The sequence below is a fragment of the Streptomyces sp. NPDC005281 genome, from assembly GCF_040607495.1.
Lineage (GTDB): Bacteria > Actinomycetota > Actinomycetes > Streptomycetales > Streptomycetaceae > Streptomyces.
The window spans coordinates 31,442-49,723 of the sequence record NZ_JBEXGX010000031.1 but is presented as its reverse complement, the minus strand read 5'-3'; the positions used below and the strand labels follow the sequence as shown (position 1 = coordinate 49,723).

General features: G+C 70.1%; 14 protein-coding genes. 13 read left to right on the top strand and 1 reads right to left on the bottom strand.

The genetic code is table 11. From position 1 onward, the window contains the following. Window positions 1-31 precede the first annotated feature (31 nt). The 13 genes from ABZV42_RS33375 to ABZV42_RS33315 all read left to right on the top strand — a co-directional run bounded on the left by ABZV42_RS33375 (window position 32) and on the right by ABZV42_RS33315 (window position 14,401). Entirely contained in the window at window positions 32-1,699 is a 1,668-nt protein-coding gene (locus tag ABZV42_RS33375) for a UDP-N-acetylmuramoyl-L-alanyl-D-glutamate--2,6-diaminopimelate ligase (protein WP_355988291.1), read from the top strand. Between the two features lie 4 nt (window positions 1,700-1,703). Further along, on the top strand, window positions 1,704-3,110 hold the full coding sequence (murF, locus tag ABZV42_RS33370) for a UDP-N-acetylmuramoyl-tripeptide--D-alanyl-D-alanine ligase (protein ID WP_355988293.1): 1,407 nt from the start codon (window positions 1,704-1,706) through the stop codon (window positions 3,108-3,110). Continuing rightward, window positions 3,107-4,180 (top strand): phospho-N-acetylmuramoyl-pentapeptide-transferase, encoded by a 1,074-nt coding sequence (gene mraY, locus ABZV42_RS33365; protein ID WP_355988295.1) that lies wholly within the window; start codon window positions 3,107-3,109, stop codon window positions 4,178-4,180. Before murF ends, mraY begins: the two co-directional genes overlap by 4 nt. Further along, window positions 4,162-5,589: a UDP-N-acetylmuramoyl-L-alanine--D-glutamate ligase gene (gene murD, locus ABZV42_RS33360; protein WP_355988297.1), complete on the top strand. Its 1,428-nt coding sequence runs from the start codon at window positions 4,162-4,164 to the stop codon at window positions 5,587-5,589. The genes mraY and murD overlap by 19 nt, the downstream gene beginning before the upstream one ends. Before the next feature lie 68 nt (window positions 5,590-5,657). After that, window positions 5,658-7,019, top strand: a complete 1,362-nt coding sequence (gene ftsW / locus ABZV42_RS33355; protein ID WP_355988299.1) for a putative lipid II flippase FtsW — start codon at window positions 5,658-5,660, stop codon at window positions 7,017-7,019. 6 nt (window positions 7,020-7,025) lie between these two features. Further along, window positions 7,026-8,117, top strand: coding sequence for an undecaprenyldiphospho-muramoylpentapeptide beta-N-acetylglucosaminyltransferase (gene murG / locus ABZV42_RS33350; RefSeq protein ID WP_355988301.1), 1,092 nt, complete (start codon window positions 7,026-7,028; stop codon window positions 8,115-8,117). A 25-nt stretch (window positions 8,118-8,142) separates the two neighbouring features. Continuing rightward, window positions 8,143-8,928, top strand: a complete 786-nt coding sequence (locus ABZV42_RS33345; protein ID WP_356055154.1) for an FtsQ-type POTRA domain-containing protein — start codon at window positions 8,143-8,145, stop codon at window positions 8,926-8,928. Window positions 8,929-9,203: 275 nt separating this feature from the next. After that, on the top strand, window positions 9,204-10,397 hold the full coding sequence (gene ftsZ, locus ABZV42_RS33340; RefSeq protein WP_355988305.1) for a cell division protein FtsZ: 1,194 nt from the start codon (window positions 9,204-9,206) through the stop codon (window positions 10,395-10,397). Next, window positions 10,394-11,131 (top strand): peptidoglycan editing factor PgeF, encoded by a 738-nt coding sequence (gene pgeF / locus ABZV42_RS33335; RefSeq protein WP_355988308.1) that lies wholly within the window; start codon window positions 10,394-10,396, stop codon window positions 11,129-11,131. The genes ftsZ and pgeF overlap by 4 nt, the downstream gene beginning before the upstream one ends. Before the next feature lie 6 nt (window positions 11,132-11,137). Further along, window positions 11,138-11,857, top strand: a complete 720-nt coding sequence (locus ABZV42_RS33330) for a YggS family pyridoxal phosphate-dependent enzyme (protein ID WP_355988311.1) — start codon at window positions 11,138-11,140, stop codon at window positions 11,855-11,857. Window positions 11,858-11,986: 129 nt separating this feature from the next. Further along, entirely contained in the window at window positions 11,987-12,628 is a 642-nt protein-coding gene (gene sepF / locus ABZV42_RS33325) for a cell division protein SepF (RefSeq protein WP_355988314.1), read from the top strand. Window positions 12,629-12,681: 53 nt separating this feature from the next. Then, the gene (locus tag ABZV42_RS33320) at window positions 12,682-12,969 is read left to right on the top strand and encodes a YggT family protein (protein ID WP_326788310.1); all 288 of its coding nucleotides are present in this window, start codon (window positions 12,682-12,684) and stop codon (window positions 12,967-12,969) included. 55 nt (window positions 12,970-13,024) lie between these two features. Beyond that, window positions 13,025-14,401, top strand: coding sequence for a DivIVA domain-containing protein (locus ABZV42_RS33315; protein ID WP_356055152.1), 1,377 nt, complete (start codon window positions 13,025-13,027; stop codon window positions 14,399-14,401). Window positions 14,402-14,721: 320 nt separating this feature from the next. Here the strand turns inward: ABZV42_RS33315 and ileS are convergent, their stop codons facing one another. Next, window positions 14,722-17,865, bottom strand: a complete 3,144-nt coding sequence (gene ileS, locus ABZV42_RS33310) for an isoleucine--tRNA ligase (RefSeq protein ID WP_355988320.1) — start codon at window positions 17,863-17,865, stop codon at window positions 14,722-14,724. Window positions 17,866-18,282: the final 417 nt, after the last annotated feature.

The window sequence follows — 18,282 nt, the reverse complement described above, 5'->3', positions numbered from 1 at the left end:
GCGCCTCCGCACAACGGACCAGGAACCACTCGTGACAACGATCACCCCGGACCCCGGGAACCAGCCCTCCCGGCACACCCCGTCCCCGCCCTCGCTTCGCCCCGGCGGGGGTGAGCCCGGTACGCTCACCGCCGTGCCACAAGCTGATCAGTCCCAAACCACCCAGAAGGGCGTTCCTGTGACATATCCGGGGCCGCCGCGGCCGGTTCACGTCCTGGCCACCCACATCGCGGAGCTGGCCGATCAGCTGGGCGCAGAGAAGCCCGAGAGCGACGTGGGGGTCACGGGCATCACCCACGACTCCCGCGCGGTGCGGCCCGGCGACGTGTACGCCGCCCTGCCCGGCGCCCGTCTGCACGGCGCCGACTTCGTGACCCAGGCGGCCGGCCTCGGCGCCGTCGCCGTGCTCACCGACCCGACCGGCGCCGGTCGCGCCGCGGCCACCGGTCTACCGGTCCTCGTCGTCGAGAACCCGCGCGGATCGATGGGCGAGCTCGCGGCCACCATCTACGGCCGCCCGGGGCGCGATCTCCTCCAGATCGGGATCACGGGCACCTCCGGCAAGACCACCACGGCCTACCTCGTCGAGGGCGGCCTGAAGACGGTCCGTTCCACCGGCCTGATCGGCACGGTCGAGACGCGCATCGGCGACGAGCGCATCAAGTCGGAGCGCACCACACCCGAGGCCACCGACCTCCAGGCCCTGTTCGCGGTCATGCGCGAGCGCGGGGTCGACTCGGTCGCGATGGAGGTCTCCAGCCACGCGCTGGTCCTCGGCCGCGTCGACGGCTGCGTCTTCGACGTCGCCGTCTTCAACAACCTCAGCCCGGAACACATGGAGTTCCACACGGGCATGGAGGACTACTTCCAGGCCAAGGCCCAGCTGTTCACGGCCAGGCGCAGCCGGCTCGGTGTCGTGAACCTCGACGACGAGTACGGCCGCCGTCTCGCCCAGGAGGCCACCGTCCCGGTCATCACCTTCTCCGCCGAGGGCCACCCGGACGCCGACTGGCGCGCCGAGGACGTCGAAGTCGGCCCGATGGACTCGACGTTCACCGCCGTCGGCCCCAAGGGTGAGCGGATCACCGCCCGCTCGCCGCTCGCCGGCCCCTTCAACGTGGCGAACACCCTCGCCGCGGTCGTCGCCCTCGCGGCCGCCGGGATCGACCCGCAGACCGCGGCCGACGGCATCGCCGCCGTCCCCGGGGTCCCGGGCCGGCTGGAGCGCGTCGACGAGGGCCAGCCCTACCTCGCGGTGGTCGACTACGCCCACAAGACGGACGCCGTCGAATCCGTCCTGCGCGCCCTGCGCAAGGTCACCGAGGGCAGACTGCACGTGGTGCTCGGCTGCGGCGGCGACCGTGACAAGACCAAGCGGATGCCGATGGGCGCGGCCGTGGCCCGGCTCGCCGACACCGCCGTCCTCACCTCCGACAACCCCCGTTCCGAGGACCCGCTCGCGATTCTCGCCACGATGCTCGCGGGAGCCGCCGAGGTACCGGCCCACGAGCGCGGCGAGGTCCAGGTCTTCGAGGACCGGGCAGCCGCCATCGCCGCGGCCGTCGCGCGCGCAAAGCCGGGGGACACCGTGCTCGTCGCAGGCAAGGGCCACGAGCAGGGCCAGGACATCGCCGGGGTGGTGCGTCCCTTCGACGACCGCCAGGTGCTTCGCGAAGCTATCCAGCAGACCCAGGGATGAACTTGTGATCGCCCTCTCCCTCGCCGAGATCGCAGCAGTCGTCGGCGGGCAGACGTACGACATACCGGATCCGGGGCTACAGGTCACCGGACCGGTCGTCAGGGACTCCCGTGAAGTGGAGTCCGGCAGCCTCTTCGTCGCCTTCGTCGGCGAACGCGTGGACGGCCACGACTACGCCGAGGCGGTGATCGAGGCCGGCGCTGCCGCCGTCCTGGCGTCCCGCCCCGTCGGCGTGCCCGCCATCGTCGTCGACGACGTGCAGACGGCTCTCGGCGCCCTCGCCCGCCATGTCGTGGAACGGCTCGGCGCGACCCTCGTGGCCCTCACCGGCTCCGCGGGCAAGACCAGCACCAAGGACCTGATCGCCCAGGTGCTGCGGAGCAAGGCGCCGACCGTCTTCACCCCCGGTTCCCTCAACAACGAGATCGGACTGCCGCTCACCGCGCTCAGCGCCACCGAGGAGACGAAGTTCCTCGTGCTGGAGATGGGCGCCCGCGGCATCGGCCACATCCGCTATCTGACGGAGCTCACCCCGCCGAGGATCGGTCTCGTCCTGAACGTGGGCACCGCCCACATCGGCGAGTTCGGCGGCCGCGAACAGATCGCGCAAGCAAAGGGCGAGCTCGTCGAGAGCCTTCCAGGGGACGGCGCCGCGATCCTCAACGCGGACGATCCCCTCGTACGCGCCATGGCGTCGCGCACGAAGGCGCGCGTGATCCTCTTCGGAGAGTCCGGCGAAGCGGACGTACGGGCCGAGAACGTCCGGCTCACGGAGAGCGGACAGCCTTCCTTCAGTCTTCGCACACCCTCCGGGTGCAGTGATGTGACCATGCGCCTGTACGGTGAGCACCACGTGTCGAACGCGCTCGCCGCGGCCGCCGTCGCCCATGAGCTGGGCCTGTCCGCAGACGAGATCGCCCGCGCGCTCTCCGAGGCGGGCTCCCTCTCCCGCTGGCGGATGGAGGTCACCGAGCGTCCGGACGGCGTGACGGTCGTCAACGACGCCTACAACGCGAATCCCGAGTCCATGCGAGCCGCCCTGCGCGCGCTCGCGGCGATGGGCAGGGGGAGGCGGACCTGGGCGGTGCTCGGTCAGATGGCCGAGCTCGGGGACGAGGCGCTCGCCGAGCACGACGCGGTCGGACGGCTTGCCGTCCGGCTCAATGTCGGCAAGCTCGTCGCGGTCGGGGGCAGGGAAGCGTCCTGGCTGCAACTGGGCGCATATAACGAGGGTTCGTGGGGTGAGGAGTCGGTGCACGTGTCCGACGCACAGGCGGCTGTCGACCTGTTGCGCAGCGAGCTGCGCCCAGGGGACGTCGTGCTCGTGAAGGCGTCCAGGTCCGTCGGGCTTGAACGGGTGGCGCTCGCGCTGCTCTCCGACGGTACCGAGGGTGAGGTTTCCGCCCGATGATGAAGCAGATCCTGTTCGCGGGAGTCATTGGCCTGTTCTTGACGCTGGTCGGCACTCCGCTGCTGATCAAGCTGCTGGCCAAGAAGGGCTACGGCCAGTACATCCGCGACGACGGCCCGCGTGAGCACGCCAGCAAGCGCGGTACGCCGACCATGGGTGGTATCGCCTTCATCCTCGCGACGATCATCGCGTACTTCCTTTCGAAGGTGATCACGGGCTACCCGCCCACGTTCTCGGGCCTGCTGGTGCTCGGTCTGATGTCGGGCATGGGCCTGGTCGGCTTCCTGGACGACTACATCAAGATCATCAAGCGGCGTTCGCTGGGCCTGCGGGCCAAGGCGAAGATGGCCGGACAGCTGATCGTGGGCATCTCCTTCGCGGTGCTGGCGCTGATGTTCGCCGACAACCGCGGCAACACCCCGGCCTCCACGAAGCTCTCCTTCGTCCAGGACTTCGGCTGGTCCATCGGCCCGGTGCTCTTCGTGGTCTGGGCGCTGTTCATGATTCTCGCCATGTCCAACGGCGTGAACCTGACGGACGGTCTGGACGGCCTCGCCACCGGCGCCGCGACGATGGTCTTCGGTGCCTATACGTTCATCGGCGTCTGGCAGTTCCAGGAGTCCTGCGCCAACGCGGCGACCCTGACCAACCCGGGTGCCTGCTACGAGGTACGCGATCCGCTCGACCTCGCGGTCGTCGCCTCCGCCCTGATGGGAGCCTGCTTCGGCTTCCTGTGGTGGAACACCTCGCCCGCCAAGATCTTCATGGGTGACACCGGTTCGCTGGCCCTCGGCGGCGCGCTCGCCGGCCTCGCGATCTGCTCCCGCACGGAGATCCTCGTCGCCCTGCTCGGCGGCCTCTTCGTCCTCATCACCATGTCGGTGGTCATCCAGGTCGGCTCCTTCAAGCTGACCGGGAAGCGCGTCTTCCGTATGGCCCCGCTGCAACACCACTTCGAACTCAAGGGGTGGTCCGAAGTCCTTGTGGTGGTCCGCTTCTGGATCATCCAGGGCATGTGCGTCATCGTCGGACTCGGCCTCTTCTACGCAGGATGGGCAGCCAAGAAGTGACCGACTGGCAGGGCAAGAACGTCACCGTCGCCGGCCTCGGCGTCTCGGGAATCCCGGCGGCCAGGGTCCTTCACGGCCTCGGCGCGCTCGTCACGGTCGTCAACGACGGCGACGACGAACGGTCCCGGGCACAGGCCGCCGACCTGGAGGCACTCGGCGTCACCGTGCGCCTCGGTGACGGCGACACCCTGCCCGAGGGCACCGAGCTCATCGTCACCGCGCCCGGCTGGCAGCCGGGCAAGCCGCTGTTCACCGCGGCCGCCGCGGCGGGCGTCCCGGTCTGGGGCGACGTCGAACTCGCCTGGCGGCTACGGGAACTGGACGGCCGGAAGGCCGCGCCCTGGCTCGCGGTCACCGGCACCAACGGCAAGACCACGACCGTCCAGATGCTCGCCTCCATCCTGAAGGCGGCGGGCCTGCGCACGGCCGCGGTCGGCAACATCGGTGTCTCCCTGCTCGACGCCGTCCTCGGCGAGGAGGAGTACGACGTCCTCGCCGTCGAACTCTCCAGCTACCAGCTCCACTGGGCGCCCTCGCTGCGCGCCCACTCCGGGACCGTGCTGAACCTCGCGCCCGACCATCTCGACTGGCACGGCTCCATGGAGGCGTACGCCGCCGACAAGGGCCGTATCTACGAAGGCAATCGGGTCGCCTGTGTCTACAACGTGGCCGACAAGGCCACCGAGGACCTGGTGCGCGCCGCGGACGTCGAGGAGGGCTGCCGGGCCGTCGGCTTCACCCTCGGTGCTCCCGGGCCCTCCCAACTCGGCGTCGTGGACGGCATCCTGGTCGACCGCGCCTTCGTCGAGAACCGGCAGAAGAACGCCCAGGAGCTGGCCGAGGTCTCCGACGTCCGCCCGCCCGCCCCGCACAACATCGCCAACGCCCTTGCCGCAGCGGCCCTCGCACGCGCCTTCGGGGTGCCTCCACGGGCCGTACGGGACGGACTGCGGGACTTCACCCCGGACGCGCACCGCATCGCGCACGTGGCCGACGTGGACGAGGTCGCCTACGTCGACGACTCCAAGGCCACCAACACGCATGCGGCGGAAGCCTCCTTGGCGGCGTACGAGTCGATCGTGTGGATCGCCGGCGGGCTCGCCAAGGGCGCGACCTTCGACGAACTCGTGGCCCGCTCGGCGAAGCGGCTCAGAGGCGTCGTCCTGATCGGCGCGGACCGCGCGCTGATCCGCGAAGCCCTCGCGCGACACGCCCCCGAGGTACCGGTGGTCGACCTCGACCGGACCGACACTGGGGCGATGCTCGCGGCTGTCCAGGAGGCCAGGAGGCTCGCCGGGCCCGGGGACACGGTGCTGCTGGCCCCGGCCTGCGCGTCCATGGACATGTTCGCCAACTACAACAAGCGCGGTGACGCGTTCGCGGAGGCGGTCCGCGAACTCGGCGCCTGACCCGGTTGCCTGGCCGGGCGGACCTGGGAGGGACGGACGCGTGACATCGCTGTGGACCAAAGACTCCGATGCCGGCTAGCCGCACCGGCCGCCCTCCCGTGCGAAGGGCCGGCCGGCCCTCCGCCGCGGGGATGGCGCGCGACAACCCCGTACGCCGTCTCTACCTGCGTGCCCGCAAGGCCTGGGACCGGCCGCTCACCGCGTACTACCTGATCCTCGGCGGCAGCCTGCTGATCACCGTGCTGGGCCTCGTGATGGTCTACTCGGCCTCCCAGATCACGGCGCTCCAGCTGTCGCTGCCCGGGTCGTACTTCTTCCGCAAACAGTTCCTGGCCGCCCTGATCGGCGGTGTGCTGCTGTTCGCCGCCTCACGGATGCCGGTGAAGCTGCACCGGGCGCTGGCCTACCCGATCCTGGCGGGCGCCGTCTTCATGATGGCCCTGGTGCAGGTGCCCGGGATAGGGATGTCGGTCAACGGCAACCAGAACTGGATCTCCCTCGGCGGCTCCTTCCAGATCCAGCCCAGCGAGTTCGGCAAGCTCGCGCTCGTGCTCTGGGGCGCCGACCTGCTCGCCCGCAAACAGGACAAGCGGCTGCTGACCCAGTGGAAGCACATGCTGGTGCCGCTCGTGCCCGCCGGCTTCATGCTGCTCGGCCTGATCATGCTCGGCGGCGACATGGGCACGGCGATCATTCTCACGGCCATCCTGTTCGGGCTGCTGTGGCTGGCCGGAGCGCCCACCCGGCTGTTCGTGGGCGTGCTGTCCGTCGCCCTGGCGATCGGCTTCCTGCTCATCAAGACGAGCCCCAACCGCATGTCCAGGCTGGCCTGCATCGGCGCCACCGAGCCGGGGCCGCACGACACCTGCTGGCAGGCCGTGCACGGCATCTACGCCCTCGCCTCCGGCGGTCTCTTCGGCTCCGGCCTCGGCGCGAGTGTGGAGAAATGGGGACAACTGCCCGAAGCCCACACCGACTTCATCTTCGCCATCACCGGGGAGGAACTGGGCCTCGCGGGGACGCTGTCGGTGCTCGCACTCTTCGCGGCTCTAGGCTATGCGGGTATCCGCGTGGCCGGACGCACGGAGGACCCCTTCGTGAGGTATGCCGCGGGAGGCGTGACCACCTGGATCACGGCCCAGGCCGTGATCAACATCGGTGCGGTGCTCGGTCTGCTGCCGATCGCCGGTGTCCCGCTCCCGCTGTTCTCCTACGGGGGTTCCGCCCTGCTGCCGGCCATGTTCGCCATCGGGCTGCTGATCGCCTTCGCGCGTGACGATCCCGCTGCGCGGGCGGCTCTCGCGATGCGGCAACCCCGCTTTGGCAGAAAGCGGGGTGCGGTGAGAGAGTCCGCAAGGGCCGCGGGGCCCCGGAGATGGAACACGATGAGACGGCGTGCCTCTGCGGCGCGTTCGTCCGGAGAGCGGTGAATTTCGGTGCATGTCGTACTCGCCGGCGGGGGGACCGCCGGCCACATCGAGCCCGCGCTCGCCCTCGCGGATGCCCTGCGCAGGCAGGACCCGACCGTGGGGATCACGGCCCTGGGCACGGAACGGGGACTCGAGACCCGGCTCGTACCCGAGCGTGGCTACGAACTCGCGCTGATCCCGGCCGTACCGCTGCCGCGCAAACCCACCCCGGAGCTGATCACGGTCCCCGGGCGGCTGCGCGGCACGATCAAGGCCGTCGAGCAGATCATGGAGCGGACCAAGGCGGACGCGGTCGTCGGCTTCGGCGGCTATGTGGCGCTGCCCGGCTACCTCGCGGCCAAGCGCCTCGGTGTGCCGATCATCATTCACGAGGCCAACGCCCGGCCCGGACTCGCCAACAAGATCGGATCGCGGTACGCGGCCCAGGTCGCCGTCTCCACGCCCGACAGCAAGCTCCGCGGGGCCCGTTACATCGGCATCCCGCTGCGCCGCTCCATCGCCACCCTCGACCGGGCCGCCGTACGGCCCGAGGCGCGCGCCGCGTTCGGGCTCGACCCGAACCTGCCGACGCTCCTGGTTTCGGGCGGCTCACAGGGCGCCCGCCGCCTCAACGAGGTGGTCCAGCAGGCGGCTCCCTACCTCCAGCAGGCCGGGATCCAGATCCTGCACGCGGTCGGCCCGAAGAACGAACTGCCGCAAGTGCACCAGATGCCGGGGATGCCCCCGTACATCCCGGTACCGTACGTGGACCGGATGGATCTCGCGTACGCCGCGGCCGACATGATGCTCTGCCGCGCCGGCGCGATGACCGTCGCCGAACTCTCCGCCGTCGGACTGCCCGCCGCCTACGTCCCGCTGCCCATCGGCAACGGCGAACAGCGGCTGAACGCCCAGCCGGTGGTCAAGGCCGGCGGCGGACTGCTGGTCGACGACGCGGAGCTGACCCCGCAGTGGGTGCAGCAGAATGTGCTGCCCGTGCTCGCCGACCCGCACAGGCTGTACGAGATGTCGCGTGCCGCCAGCGAGTTCGGCCGCCGCGACGCCGACGACCTGCTCGTCGGCATGGTGTACGAGGCGATCGCCTCACGCCGGCACTAGGGACGCACGAGGGAAGGCAGGGAGCGTGGCCGGACCGAGTACCGCCGAGCGCGGTGAACGGCAGAAGCTGGAGTCCGGCCCGCCCCGGCCGCCCCTCGCGGGGCGGCTCCGCCGCCTTCGTAGGCTCATCATCCTTTTGTTCGCGGTGGTGTTGGCCGGGGCCGCCGCGGTGTGGGTCCTCTACGGCTCCTCGTGGCTGCGCACGGAGCGTGTGTCGGTCTCCGGGACGCGGGTGCTGACCGTCGCGCAGGTGCGGGAAGCGGCCGGTGTGCCGGTCGGATCCCCGCTGGTCTCCGTCGACACGGACGCGATCGAGGCGCGGCTGCTGAGGCAACTGCCCCGGATCGACTCGGTCGAGGTCGTCCGTTCCTGGCCGCACGAAATCGGTCTGAACGTGACCGAACGGACTCCGGTCCTGATCGTCGGAAAAGGCGCGAAGTTCGTCGAAGTGGACGCCGGGGGCGTGCGGTTCGCCACGGTCACCGACGCCCCGAAGGGCGTGCCCGTCCTGGTACTGGCGGTGTCGAAGGGCGCCGCGCCGACCCGCTTCCCCGTCGACCGGCTGGTGCGCGAGGCGGTACGGATCGCCGGGGACATCCCGGACCGGGTCGCCCATGACACCCGTACCGTCAAGGTCCGTTCCTACGACGCCGTCTCACTGGAGTTGAGCGGCGGCCGGACCGTGCAGTGGGGCAGCGCGGAGAACGGCCGGGCCAAGGCCAGGACACTCCTTGCTCTCATGAAAGCCGATCCCGGAGCCCGGCACTTCGACGTGAGCGCCCCCACCGCCCCCGCCTCGTCGGGCAGTTGACCCGCATCCGTGCAGGCCAGCACCCTGGTTGGGCAGTGCTGTGCCTGATCACATAGGGTGAAAAGAAAAACGGGAGGTTCGGCGTGTTCGTTGAACGCGCACCGCTTGTCGACTTAGTGTCCTGTTCGGAAGAGTCCAAGGAACAGACACACTGGTAACCCTAAACTTCAGCGTTAGGGTTCGGGTCGGCGTTCGGACCGTCCCACTCGGCATCAGTCGTCGGATCGCGAGCGTGCGAGGCGACGACACGTAACTCGAGGCGAGAGGCCTTCGACGTGGCAGCACCGCAGAACTACCTCGCAGTCATCAAAGTCATCGGTGTCGGCGGCGGTGGTGTCAATGCCATCAACCGGATGATCGAGGTCGGTCTCAAGGGCGTCGAGTTCATCGCCATCAACACCGACGCGCAGGCGCTGTTGATGAGCGACGCCGACGTCAAGCTCGACGTCGGCCGGGAACTCACGCGCGGCCTCGGGGCCGGAGCGAACCCGGCGGTCGGCCGCAAGGCCGCCGAGGACCACCGCGAGGAGATCGAGGAGGTCCTCAAGGGGGCCGACATGGTCTTCGTGACAGCCGGAGAGGGGGGCGGCACCGGCACCGGCGGCGCGCCCGTCGTGGCCAACATCGCCCGCTCGCTCGGCGCCCTCACCATCGGTGTGGTCACCCGCCCGTTCACCTTCGAGGGCCGGCGCCGCGCCAACCAGGCCGAGGACGGCATCGCGGAACTCCGCGAAGAGGTCGACACCCTCATCGTCATCCCGAACGACCGGCTGCTGTCCATCTCGGACCGCCAGGTCTCCGTCCTCGACGCCTTCAAGTCGGCGGACCAGGTCCTGCTCTCCGGCGTCCAGGGCATCACGGACCTCATCACCACCCCCGGTCTGATCAACCTCGACTTCGCCGACGTCAAGTCGGTCATGTCCGAGGCCGGTTCGGCCCTCATGGGCATCGGCTCGGCCCGCGGCGACGACCGCGCGGTCGCGGCGGCCGAGATGGCGATCTCCTCGCCGCTGCTGGAAGCCTCCATCGACGGCGCCCGGGGCGTCCTGCTGTCCATCTCCGGCGGCTCCGACCTCGGCCTGTTCGAGATCAACGAGGCGGCCCAGCTGGTCAGCGAGGCGGCGCACCCCGAGGCCAACATCATCTTCGGCGCGGTCATCGACGACGCCCTCGGCGACGAGGTGCGAGTCACCGTCATCGCCGCCGGCTTCGACGGCGGGCAGCCGCCGGCCAAGCGGGACAACGTCCTCGGTTCGTCCACGGCCCGACGCGATGACCCCGCCCCGGCACGCCAGGCCGAGAGCCGCCCGTCCTTCGGGTCGCTCGGCAGCGTCACCCCCAAGGAGCCGGCTCCGCAGCCCGTTCCCGAGCCGGTCAGCGAGCTGCCGGTGTCCCCGCCGGTCCCGCCGTCCCGCTCCTACTCGGACAGCGCGGCCGAGGAACTGGACGTGCCGGACTTCCTGAAGTGATAGATCAGCGCTCCGCCGCGAGCACCGTGAGCGGCGCCCACTTCGCCTTCACCGACAGGTGGGGCGGGGTGAGCGCCGTTCCGTACGGGGAGCTCAACCTCGGCGGGGCGGTCGGCGACGACCCCGGCGCCGTGAGGGCCAACCGCGAACTGGCCGCCAAGGCCCTCGGGCTCGACCCGGCCCGGGTCGTCTGGATGAACCAGGTGCACGGGCCGGACGTGGCGGTCGTCGAGGAGCCCTGGGGCGCCTCGGAGATTCCCGCCGTCGACGCGATCGTCACGACGCGGCGGGGACTCGCGCTCGCCGTCCTCACCGCCGACTGCACCCCCGTCCTGCTGGCCGACCCCGTCGCCAAAGTGGCGGCCGCCGCGCACGCGGGACGGCCCGGCATGATCGCCGGCGTGGTTCCCGCGGCCGTACGGGCCATGGTGGAACTCGGCGCCGATCCGGCCAGGATCGTCGCCCGCACCGGGCCCGCCGTCTGCGGGCGGTGCTACGAGGTGCCTGACGCCATGCGCGCCGAGGTCGCCGCCGTGGAGCCCGCGGCGTACGCCGAGACCTCGTGGGGGACGCCCGCGGTCGATGTGACCGCCGGGGTGCACGCGCAGCTTGAACGGCTCGGCGTGCGCGACCGGGAGCAGTCGCCGGTGTGCACGCTCGAATCGTTGGACCACTTCTCTTACCGACGGGACCGCACCACCGGGCGGCTCGCGGGATATGTCTGGCTGGACTGATAGGGCATGACGGACCGTAAGGCTCAACTCGCCGCGAACCTGGCGAAAGTGGAAGAGCGCATCGCGGCGGCGTGCACGGCCGCCGGGCGCAAGCGCGAAGAGGTGACCCTGATCGTGGTCACCAAGACCTATCCCGCCGCTGATGTGCGGATCCTGTCGGAACTCGGTGTACGTCACGTGGCCGAGAACCGGGATCAGGACGCCGCCCCCAAGAGTGCGGAGTGCTCGGATCTGCCCCTGTTGTGGCATTTCGTCGGGCAGTTGCAGACCAACAAAGTGCGTTCTGTGGTCGGTTACGCGGATTTCGTGCAGTCCGTCGACCGTTCCCGGCTCGTCGTGACCCTCTCGAAGGAAGCGGAGCGGGCGGAGTGCGAGGTGGGATGTCTCATCCAGGTCGCGCTGGACGCGCAGGAGGGCGGCCGGGGCGAGCGGGGAGGCGTGGGGGTCGGCGGGGTCGAGGAGTTGGCCGCGCTCGTCGCGCGGTCCCCGGGGCTCCGGCTCGACGGGCTGATGACGGTCGCCCCGCTCACCGGTGAGTACGAGGGGCGCCGACAAGAGGCGTTCGAGCGGCTGATGGATTTGTCGACTGCCCTGCGCCGGGCCCATCCGGCTGCGAACATGGTCTCCGCAGGGATGAGCTCGGATCTCGAACAGGCCGTGGCGGCCGGAGCGACACATGTACGCGTCGGTACTGCGGTACTCGGAGTCCGACCCGGCCTCCGGTAACGTCGCCAAGAAGTCGGACCACAGCAGAAAATATGGTCATTACCGCCAAATGCGGGCATAACGACCTCGTGGATCGCGGGCACTTGGCAATTCGTCAGCCGATCCACCACAGAGCGGAGGACTCAGAGCATGGCCGGCGCGATGCGCAAGATGGCGGTCTACCTCGGCCTCGTGGAGGACGATGGGTACGACGGCAGAGGATTCGACCCCGACGACGACTTCGAGCCCGAGCTCGACCCGGAGCCCGAGCGTGACCGGCGACGGCACGAGCCGGTGCACCAGTCACATCAGGCGCACTCGTCCCAAAGAGACGAATCGGTACGAGTGGTGCAGCCACCGGCGCCCCGCGACCCGGTTCCGCATTCCGCCTCGCTCGCCGCGGAGTCCGGGCGCCCGGCGCGCATCGCCCCCGTGGCGTCCATCACACAAGAACGTCAGAGCCTGGAGAAGAACGCCCCGGTGATCATGCCCAAGGTCGTGTCGGAACGAGAGCCGTACCGGATCACCACGCTGCACCCCCGGACCTACAACGAGGCCCGTACCATCGGGGAACACTTCCGCGAGGGCACCCCGGTGATCATGAACCTGACCGAGATGGACGACACCGACGCGAAGCGACTTGTCGACTTCGCCGCGGGTTTGGTGTTCGGCCTCCACGGCAGCATCGAGCGGGTGACGCAGAAGGTGTTCCTGTTGTCGCCTGCTAACGTCGATGTCACGGCGGAGGACAAGGCCCGCATCGCAGAGGGCGGGTTCTTCAACCAGAGCTGAGACGCAGGACCGGAAACACCGCATGGGAAACAGGGGAGAGGGAAGCACGGATCATGAGCGTGGTCGGGCAGGTCTTCTACATCGCGCTGATGTGCTTCCTCATCGTGCTGATTTTCCGGTTGGTCATGGACTACGTCTTCCAGTTCGCCCGCTCATGGCAACCCGGCAAGCCGATGGTGGTCGTTCTGGAGGCCACCTACACTGTCACCGATCCACCGCTCAAGCTTCTGCGGCGGTTCATTCCGCCGTTGCGTCTCGGGGGCGTGGCGCTTGACCTGTCCTTCTTCGTACTGATGATCATCGTCTTTATCTTGATCAGACTTGCGCAGAGCGTGATGTGAGCGATGTGAACGATACGGTCTTGCCGAATGCCGACGACTACGTTGAGGTGAAGAGATGCCGTTGACCCCCGAGGACGTGCGGAACAAACAGTTCACGACCGTCCGCCTCCGAGAAGGCTATGACGAGGACGAGGTCGATGCCTTCCTCGACGAGGTCGAAGCCGAACTGACCCGCCTGCTGCGCGAGAACGAGGACCTCCGCGCCAAGCTGGCCGCCGCCACGCGCGCGGCCGCGCAGAACCAGCAGCAGCAGGGTATGCGCAAACCGCCCGAGCAGCAGGACCAGCAGGGCCCGCCGCAGGGTATGCGCGGGCCCGGCGCTCCTGTGCCCGCGGGGATATCAGGTCCGCCGCAGGGCATGGGCGGTCCCATGGGTGGTCCCATGGGCGGCCCGCCCCAGCTGCCGAGCGGTGCTCCCGCGCTGCCCCCGGGCCCCAGCGGTCAGGGTGGCCAGCAGGGTCAGGGTCCGATGGGCCAGGGCCCCATGGGTCAGGGTCCGATGGGCCAGGGCCCCATGGGTCAGGGTCCGATGGGCCAGGGCCCCATGGGTCAGGGTCCGATGGGTCAGGGTCCGATGGGCCAGGGCCCCATGGGTCAGGGTCCGATGGGCCAGGGCCCCATGGGTCAAGGCCCCATGGGTCAGGGTCCGATGGGCCAGGGCCCCATGGGTCAGGGTCCCGGTCAGATGCAGCAGATGGGCGGCCCCATGGGTCAGGGCCCCGGGCAGATGCAGCAGATGGGCGGCCCCATGGGCGGTCCGATGGGTGGCCCCATGGGCGGCCCCGGTCAGCACATGCCGCAGCAGGGCCCCGGTGGCGACAGCGCCGCCCGTGTCCTCTCGCTGGCTCAGCAGACCGCCGACCAGGCGATCGCCGAGGCACGCTCCGAGGCCAACAAGATCGTCGGCGAGGCCCGCAGCCGCGCCGAGGGTCTGGAGCGCGACGCCCGTGCCAAGGCCGACGCCCTGGAGCGGGACGCGCAGGAGAAGCACCGCGTCGCGATGGGCTCCCTGGAGTCCGCCCGCGCCACGCTGGAGCGCAAGGTCGAGGACCTGCGCGGCTTCGAGCGCGAGTACCGCACGCGTCTGAAGTCCTACCTGGAGTCGCAGCTGCGCCAGCTGGAGACGCAGGCGGACGACTCGCTCGCTCCTCCGCGCACCCCGGCCGCGGCATCCCTGCCGTCGTCCTCCGCGCCCTCGATGGCTCCCGCGGGTGCCGGCGCGCCGTCCTACGGCGGCAACCAGGGCATGGGCGGGGGAATGGGCGGGGGCATGGGCGGACCGTCGCAGGGCGGACCGTCCTACGGCGGGCAGCAGCAGATGTCGCCCGCGATGACCCAGCCGATGGCTCCGGTGCGGCCCCAGGGCCCGTCGCCGATGCAGCAGGCGCCCTCGCCGATGCGCGGGTTCCTCATCGACGAGGACGACAACTGACGGCCGCCGACACGCCATAGGCGTCGGCAGCATTCAGGGCGGGGCCCCCGGATTCCGGGGGCCCCGCCCTTTTGCGTGCCCGTCGGAGGCCCCCACGGGGGCCGGGGGGCGCGGCACGGTGGCGTGGGTTTCCGGAGCGGCGTACGGGCCCCGGCACCCCTGCGGGACCCTTGGGCCGCTCCGGCACGGTACGGGGTACGCCGAAGGCCCGGGGACCGCGGCGTGGGCCGGCCCGGCACGGCAGGGGGTATGCCGAAGGCCCGGGGCCACCAGGAAATCCTGGTGGCCCCGGGCCTTCGGTACTGTCCGGGCGTCCTGTGTCACGCCTTGCGGAGGCGGAACACCAGGGACAGGCCCTCGTCGGTGAACGGCTCCCCGTACGTGCCGTCGGCCTCGCTCTGGGCGAAGTCCGTGGCGAGGACCTCGTCGGCGATGAGACCGGCGTGCTCGCCGAGGGCCGCGACGACCGCCGGGTCCGTGGAGGTCCAGCGGAGCGCGATGCGGTCGGCGACGTCGAGGCCGCTGTTCTTGCGGGCCTCCTGGATCAGCCGGATCGCGTCACGGGCGAGGCCCGCCTGCCGCAGCTCCTCGGTGATCTCCAGGTCGAGGGCGACGGTCGCGCCGGAGTCGGAGGCCACCGACCAGCCCTCGCGCGGGGTCTCTGTGATGATGACCTCGTCCGGGGCCAGGGTCACGCTCTCGCCGCCGACCTCGACCGACGCGGTGCCCTCGCGCAGGGCGAGGGACAGAGCGGCGGCGTCGGCCTGGGCAATGGCCTTCGCCACATCCTGGACGCCCTTGCCGAAGCGCTTGCCCAGGGCGCGGAAGTTCGCCTTCGCCGTGGTGTCGACCAGTGAGCCGCCGACCTCGGAGAGTGAGGCGAGGGAACTCACATTCAGTTCCTCGGTGATCTGCGCGTGCAGCTCGGGGTCGAGCGTCGCGAAGCCGGTCGCCGCGATCAGCGCGCGTGACAGCGGCTGACGGGTCTTGACGCCGGACTCCGCGCGCGTGGCCCGGCCGAGCTCGACGAGACGGCGCACCAGCATCATCTGGCGCGACAGCTCCGGGTCGATGACGGACAGGTCCGCCTCGGGCCAGGACGACAGGTGGACGGACTCGGGGGCGTCCGGCGAGACCGGGACGACCAGGTCCTGCCAGACCCGCTCGGTGATGAACGGCGTCAGCGGGGCCATCAGCCGCGTGACCGTCTCCACGACCTCGTGCAGCGTGCGCAGCGCGGCCTTGTCGCCCTGCCAGAAGCGGCGGCGCGAGCGGCGGACGTACCAGTTCGAGAGGTCGTCGACGAACGCCGACAGCAGCTTTCCGGCGCGCTGGGTGTCGTACGCCTCCAGAGCCTGCGTCACCTGGTCGGTGAGCGCGTGGAGTTCGGAGAGCAGCCAGCGGTCCAGGACCGGACGGTCGGCAGGAGCCGGATCGGCCTCGCTCGGCGCCCAGTCGGACGTCCGCGCGTACAGGGCCTGGAACGCGACCGTGTTCCAGTACGTGAGGAGCGTCTTGCGGACGACCTCCTGGATGGTGCCGTGACCCACGCGCCGGGCCGCCCACGGGGAGCCGCCGGCCGCCATGAACCAGCGCACCGCGTCGGCGCCGTGCTGGTCCATCAGCGGGATCGGCTGGAGGATGTTGCCCAGGTGCTTGGACATCTTGCGGCCGTCCTCGGCGAGGATGTGGCCGAGGCACACGACGTTCTCGTACGAGGACTTGTCGAAGACCAGGGTGCCGACGGCCATCAGCGTGTAGAACCAGCCGCGGGTCTGGTCGATGGCCTCCGAGATGAACTGCGCCGGGTAACGGCTCTCGAAGAGCTCCTTGTTCTTGTACGGGTAGCCCCACTGTGCGAACGGCATCGAACCCGAGTCGTACCAGGCGTCGATGACCTCCGGGACGCGGGTCGCCGTCAGGCCGCAGCCGCCCTGCGGGCACGGGAAGGTCACCGCGTCGATGTACGGGCGGTGCGGGTCCAGCTCCGACTGGTCGGTGCCGGTCAGCCCGGTCAGTTCCGCGCGCGAGCCGACACAGGTGATGTGGCCCTCCTCGCAGGTCCACAGCGGCAGCGGGGTGCCCCAGTAACGGCTGCGCGAGAGCGCCCAGTCGATGTTGTTGTTCAGCCAGTCGCCGAAGCGGCCGTGCTTGACCGACTCCGGGAACCAGTTGGTCTTCTCGTTCTCCTCGAGGAGGCGGTCCTTGACGGCCGTGGTGCGGATGTACCAGGAGGGCTGCGCGTAGTACAGGAGCGCGGTGTGGCAGCGCCAGCAGTGCGGGTAACTGTGCTCGTACGGCACGTGCTTGAAGAGCAGGCCGCGGTTCTGGAGGTCCTCGGTGAGCTTTTCGTCCGCCTTCTTGAAGAAGATGCCGCCCACGAGCGGGACGTCCTCCTGGAAGGTGCCGTCGGTGCGGACCGGGTTCACGACCGGGAGGCCGTATGAGCGGCAGACCTTGAGGTCGTCCTCACCGAAGGCGGGGGACTGGTGGACCAGACCCGTACCGTCCTCGGTGGTCACGTACTCGGCGTTGACCACGAAGTGGGCGGGCTCGGGGAACTCGACGAGCTCGAACGGACGTTGATACGTCCAGCGCTCCATCTCGGCACCCGTGAAGGACTCGCCCGTGGTCTCCCAGCCCTCGCCGAGCGCCTTCTCGACCAGCGGCTGCGCGACGACGAGCTGCTCCTCGCCGTTCGTCACGACGACATAGGTGACGCCCGGGTGCGCGGCGACCGCGGTGTTGGAGACCAGCGTCCACGGCGTGGTCGTCCACACCAGGAGCGCGGCACGGCCCGCCAGCGGACCGGAGGTGAGCGGGAAACGGACGTACACGGAGGGGTCGACGATGGTCTCGTAGCCCTGCGCCAGCTCGTGGTCCGACAGGCCCGTCTCGTCGCGCGGGCACCAGGGCGCCACGCGGTAGTCCTGGACCAGCAGGCCCTTGTCGAAGATCTCCTTGAGCGACCACCACACGGACTCGATGTACTCGGGGTCCATGGTCCGGTAGGCGTCGTCCAGGTCGACCCAGTAGCCCATGCGGTTCGTCAGCTCGGTGAACGCGTCGGTGTGACGGGTCACGGACTGACGGCAGCGGTCGTTGAACTCGGCGATGCCGAACGCCTCGATGTCCTGCTTGCCGGTGAAGCCGAGCTCCTTCTCGACCGCCAGCTCCACCGGGAGGCCGTGGCAGTCCCAGCCGGCCTTGCGGCCCACGTGGTAGCCGCGCATGGTGCGAAAGCGCGGGAAGACGTCCTTGAAGACGCGCGCCTCGATGTGGTGGGCGCCCGGCATGCCGTTGGCGGTGGGCGGGCCTTCGTAGAACACCCACTCCGGCCTGCCCTCGGACTGCTCGAGGCTCTTGGCGAAGATCTTCTGCTCACGCCAGAAGTCGAGCACGGCGTGCTCGAGTGCGGGCAGGTCGACCTGGGCGGGCACCTGGCGGTACGTCGGCGCTGTCATCGGCGAGCTTCCTCCAACGGACTTTCTGCCTTCCGTCGGAGGGACGAGAGCCGTGTTGCTACGGACGCCGTGTGCGGCGCGCTCCCGCGGTACCACCCTCCTTGGCCCTCCGATGCGCCGTTCGCGCCGGTGAGCCCCCTCATTGGGGTCGCGATGCCGGGTCTACTGGCCCCAGAGGGGTGTTCTGCCGGCGGCTCCGGGGTGATCTTCGCGTCGCGCTGGCCCCCGGGCTTCCACCGTCCCCGGGTCGCTCCTGGCCGCGTACGCCGCTACTCGTCCCCATCCACGCTTCTCGCTGCGCCCAGTGTACGGCGCGACGGGGAGGGCGGCCGACCGGTTTTCCCGGGCACCGCCGTGGCCTGCGCGGTGACCCGAATGGCGAGGTCCGCGCGTCCGGATCCCGGGACGTCCGGTCCG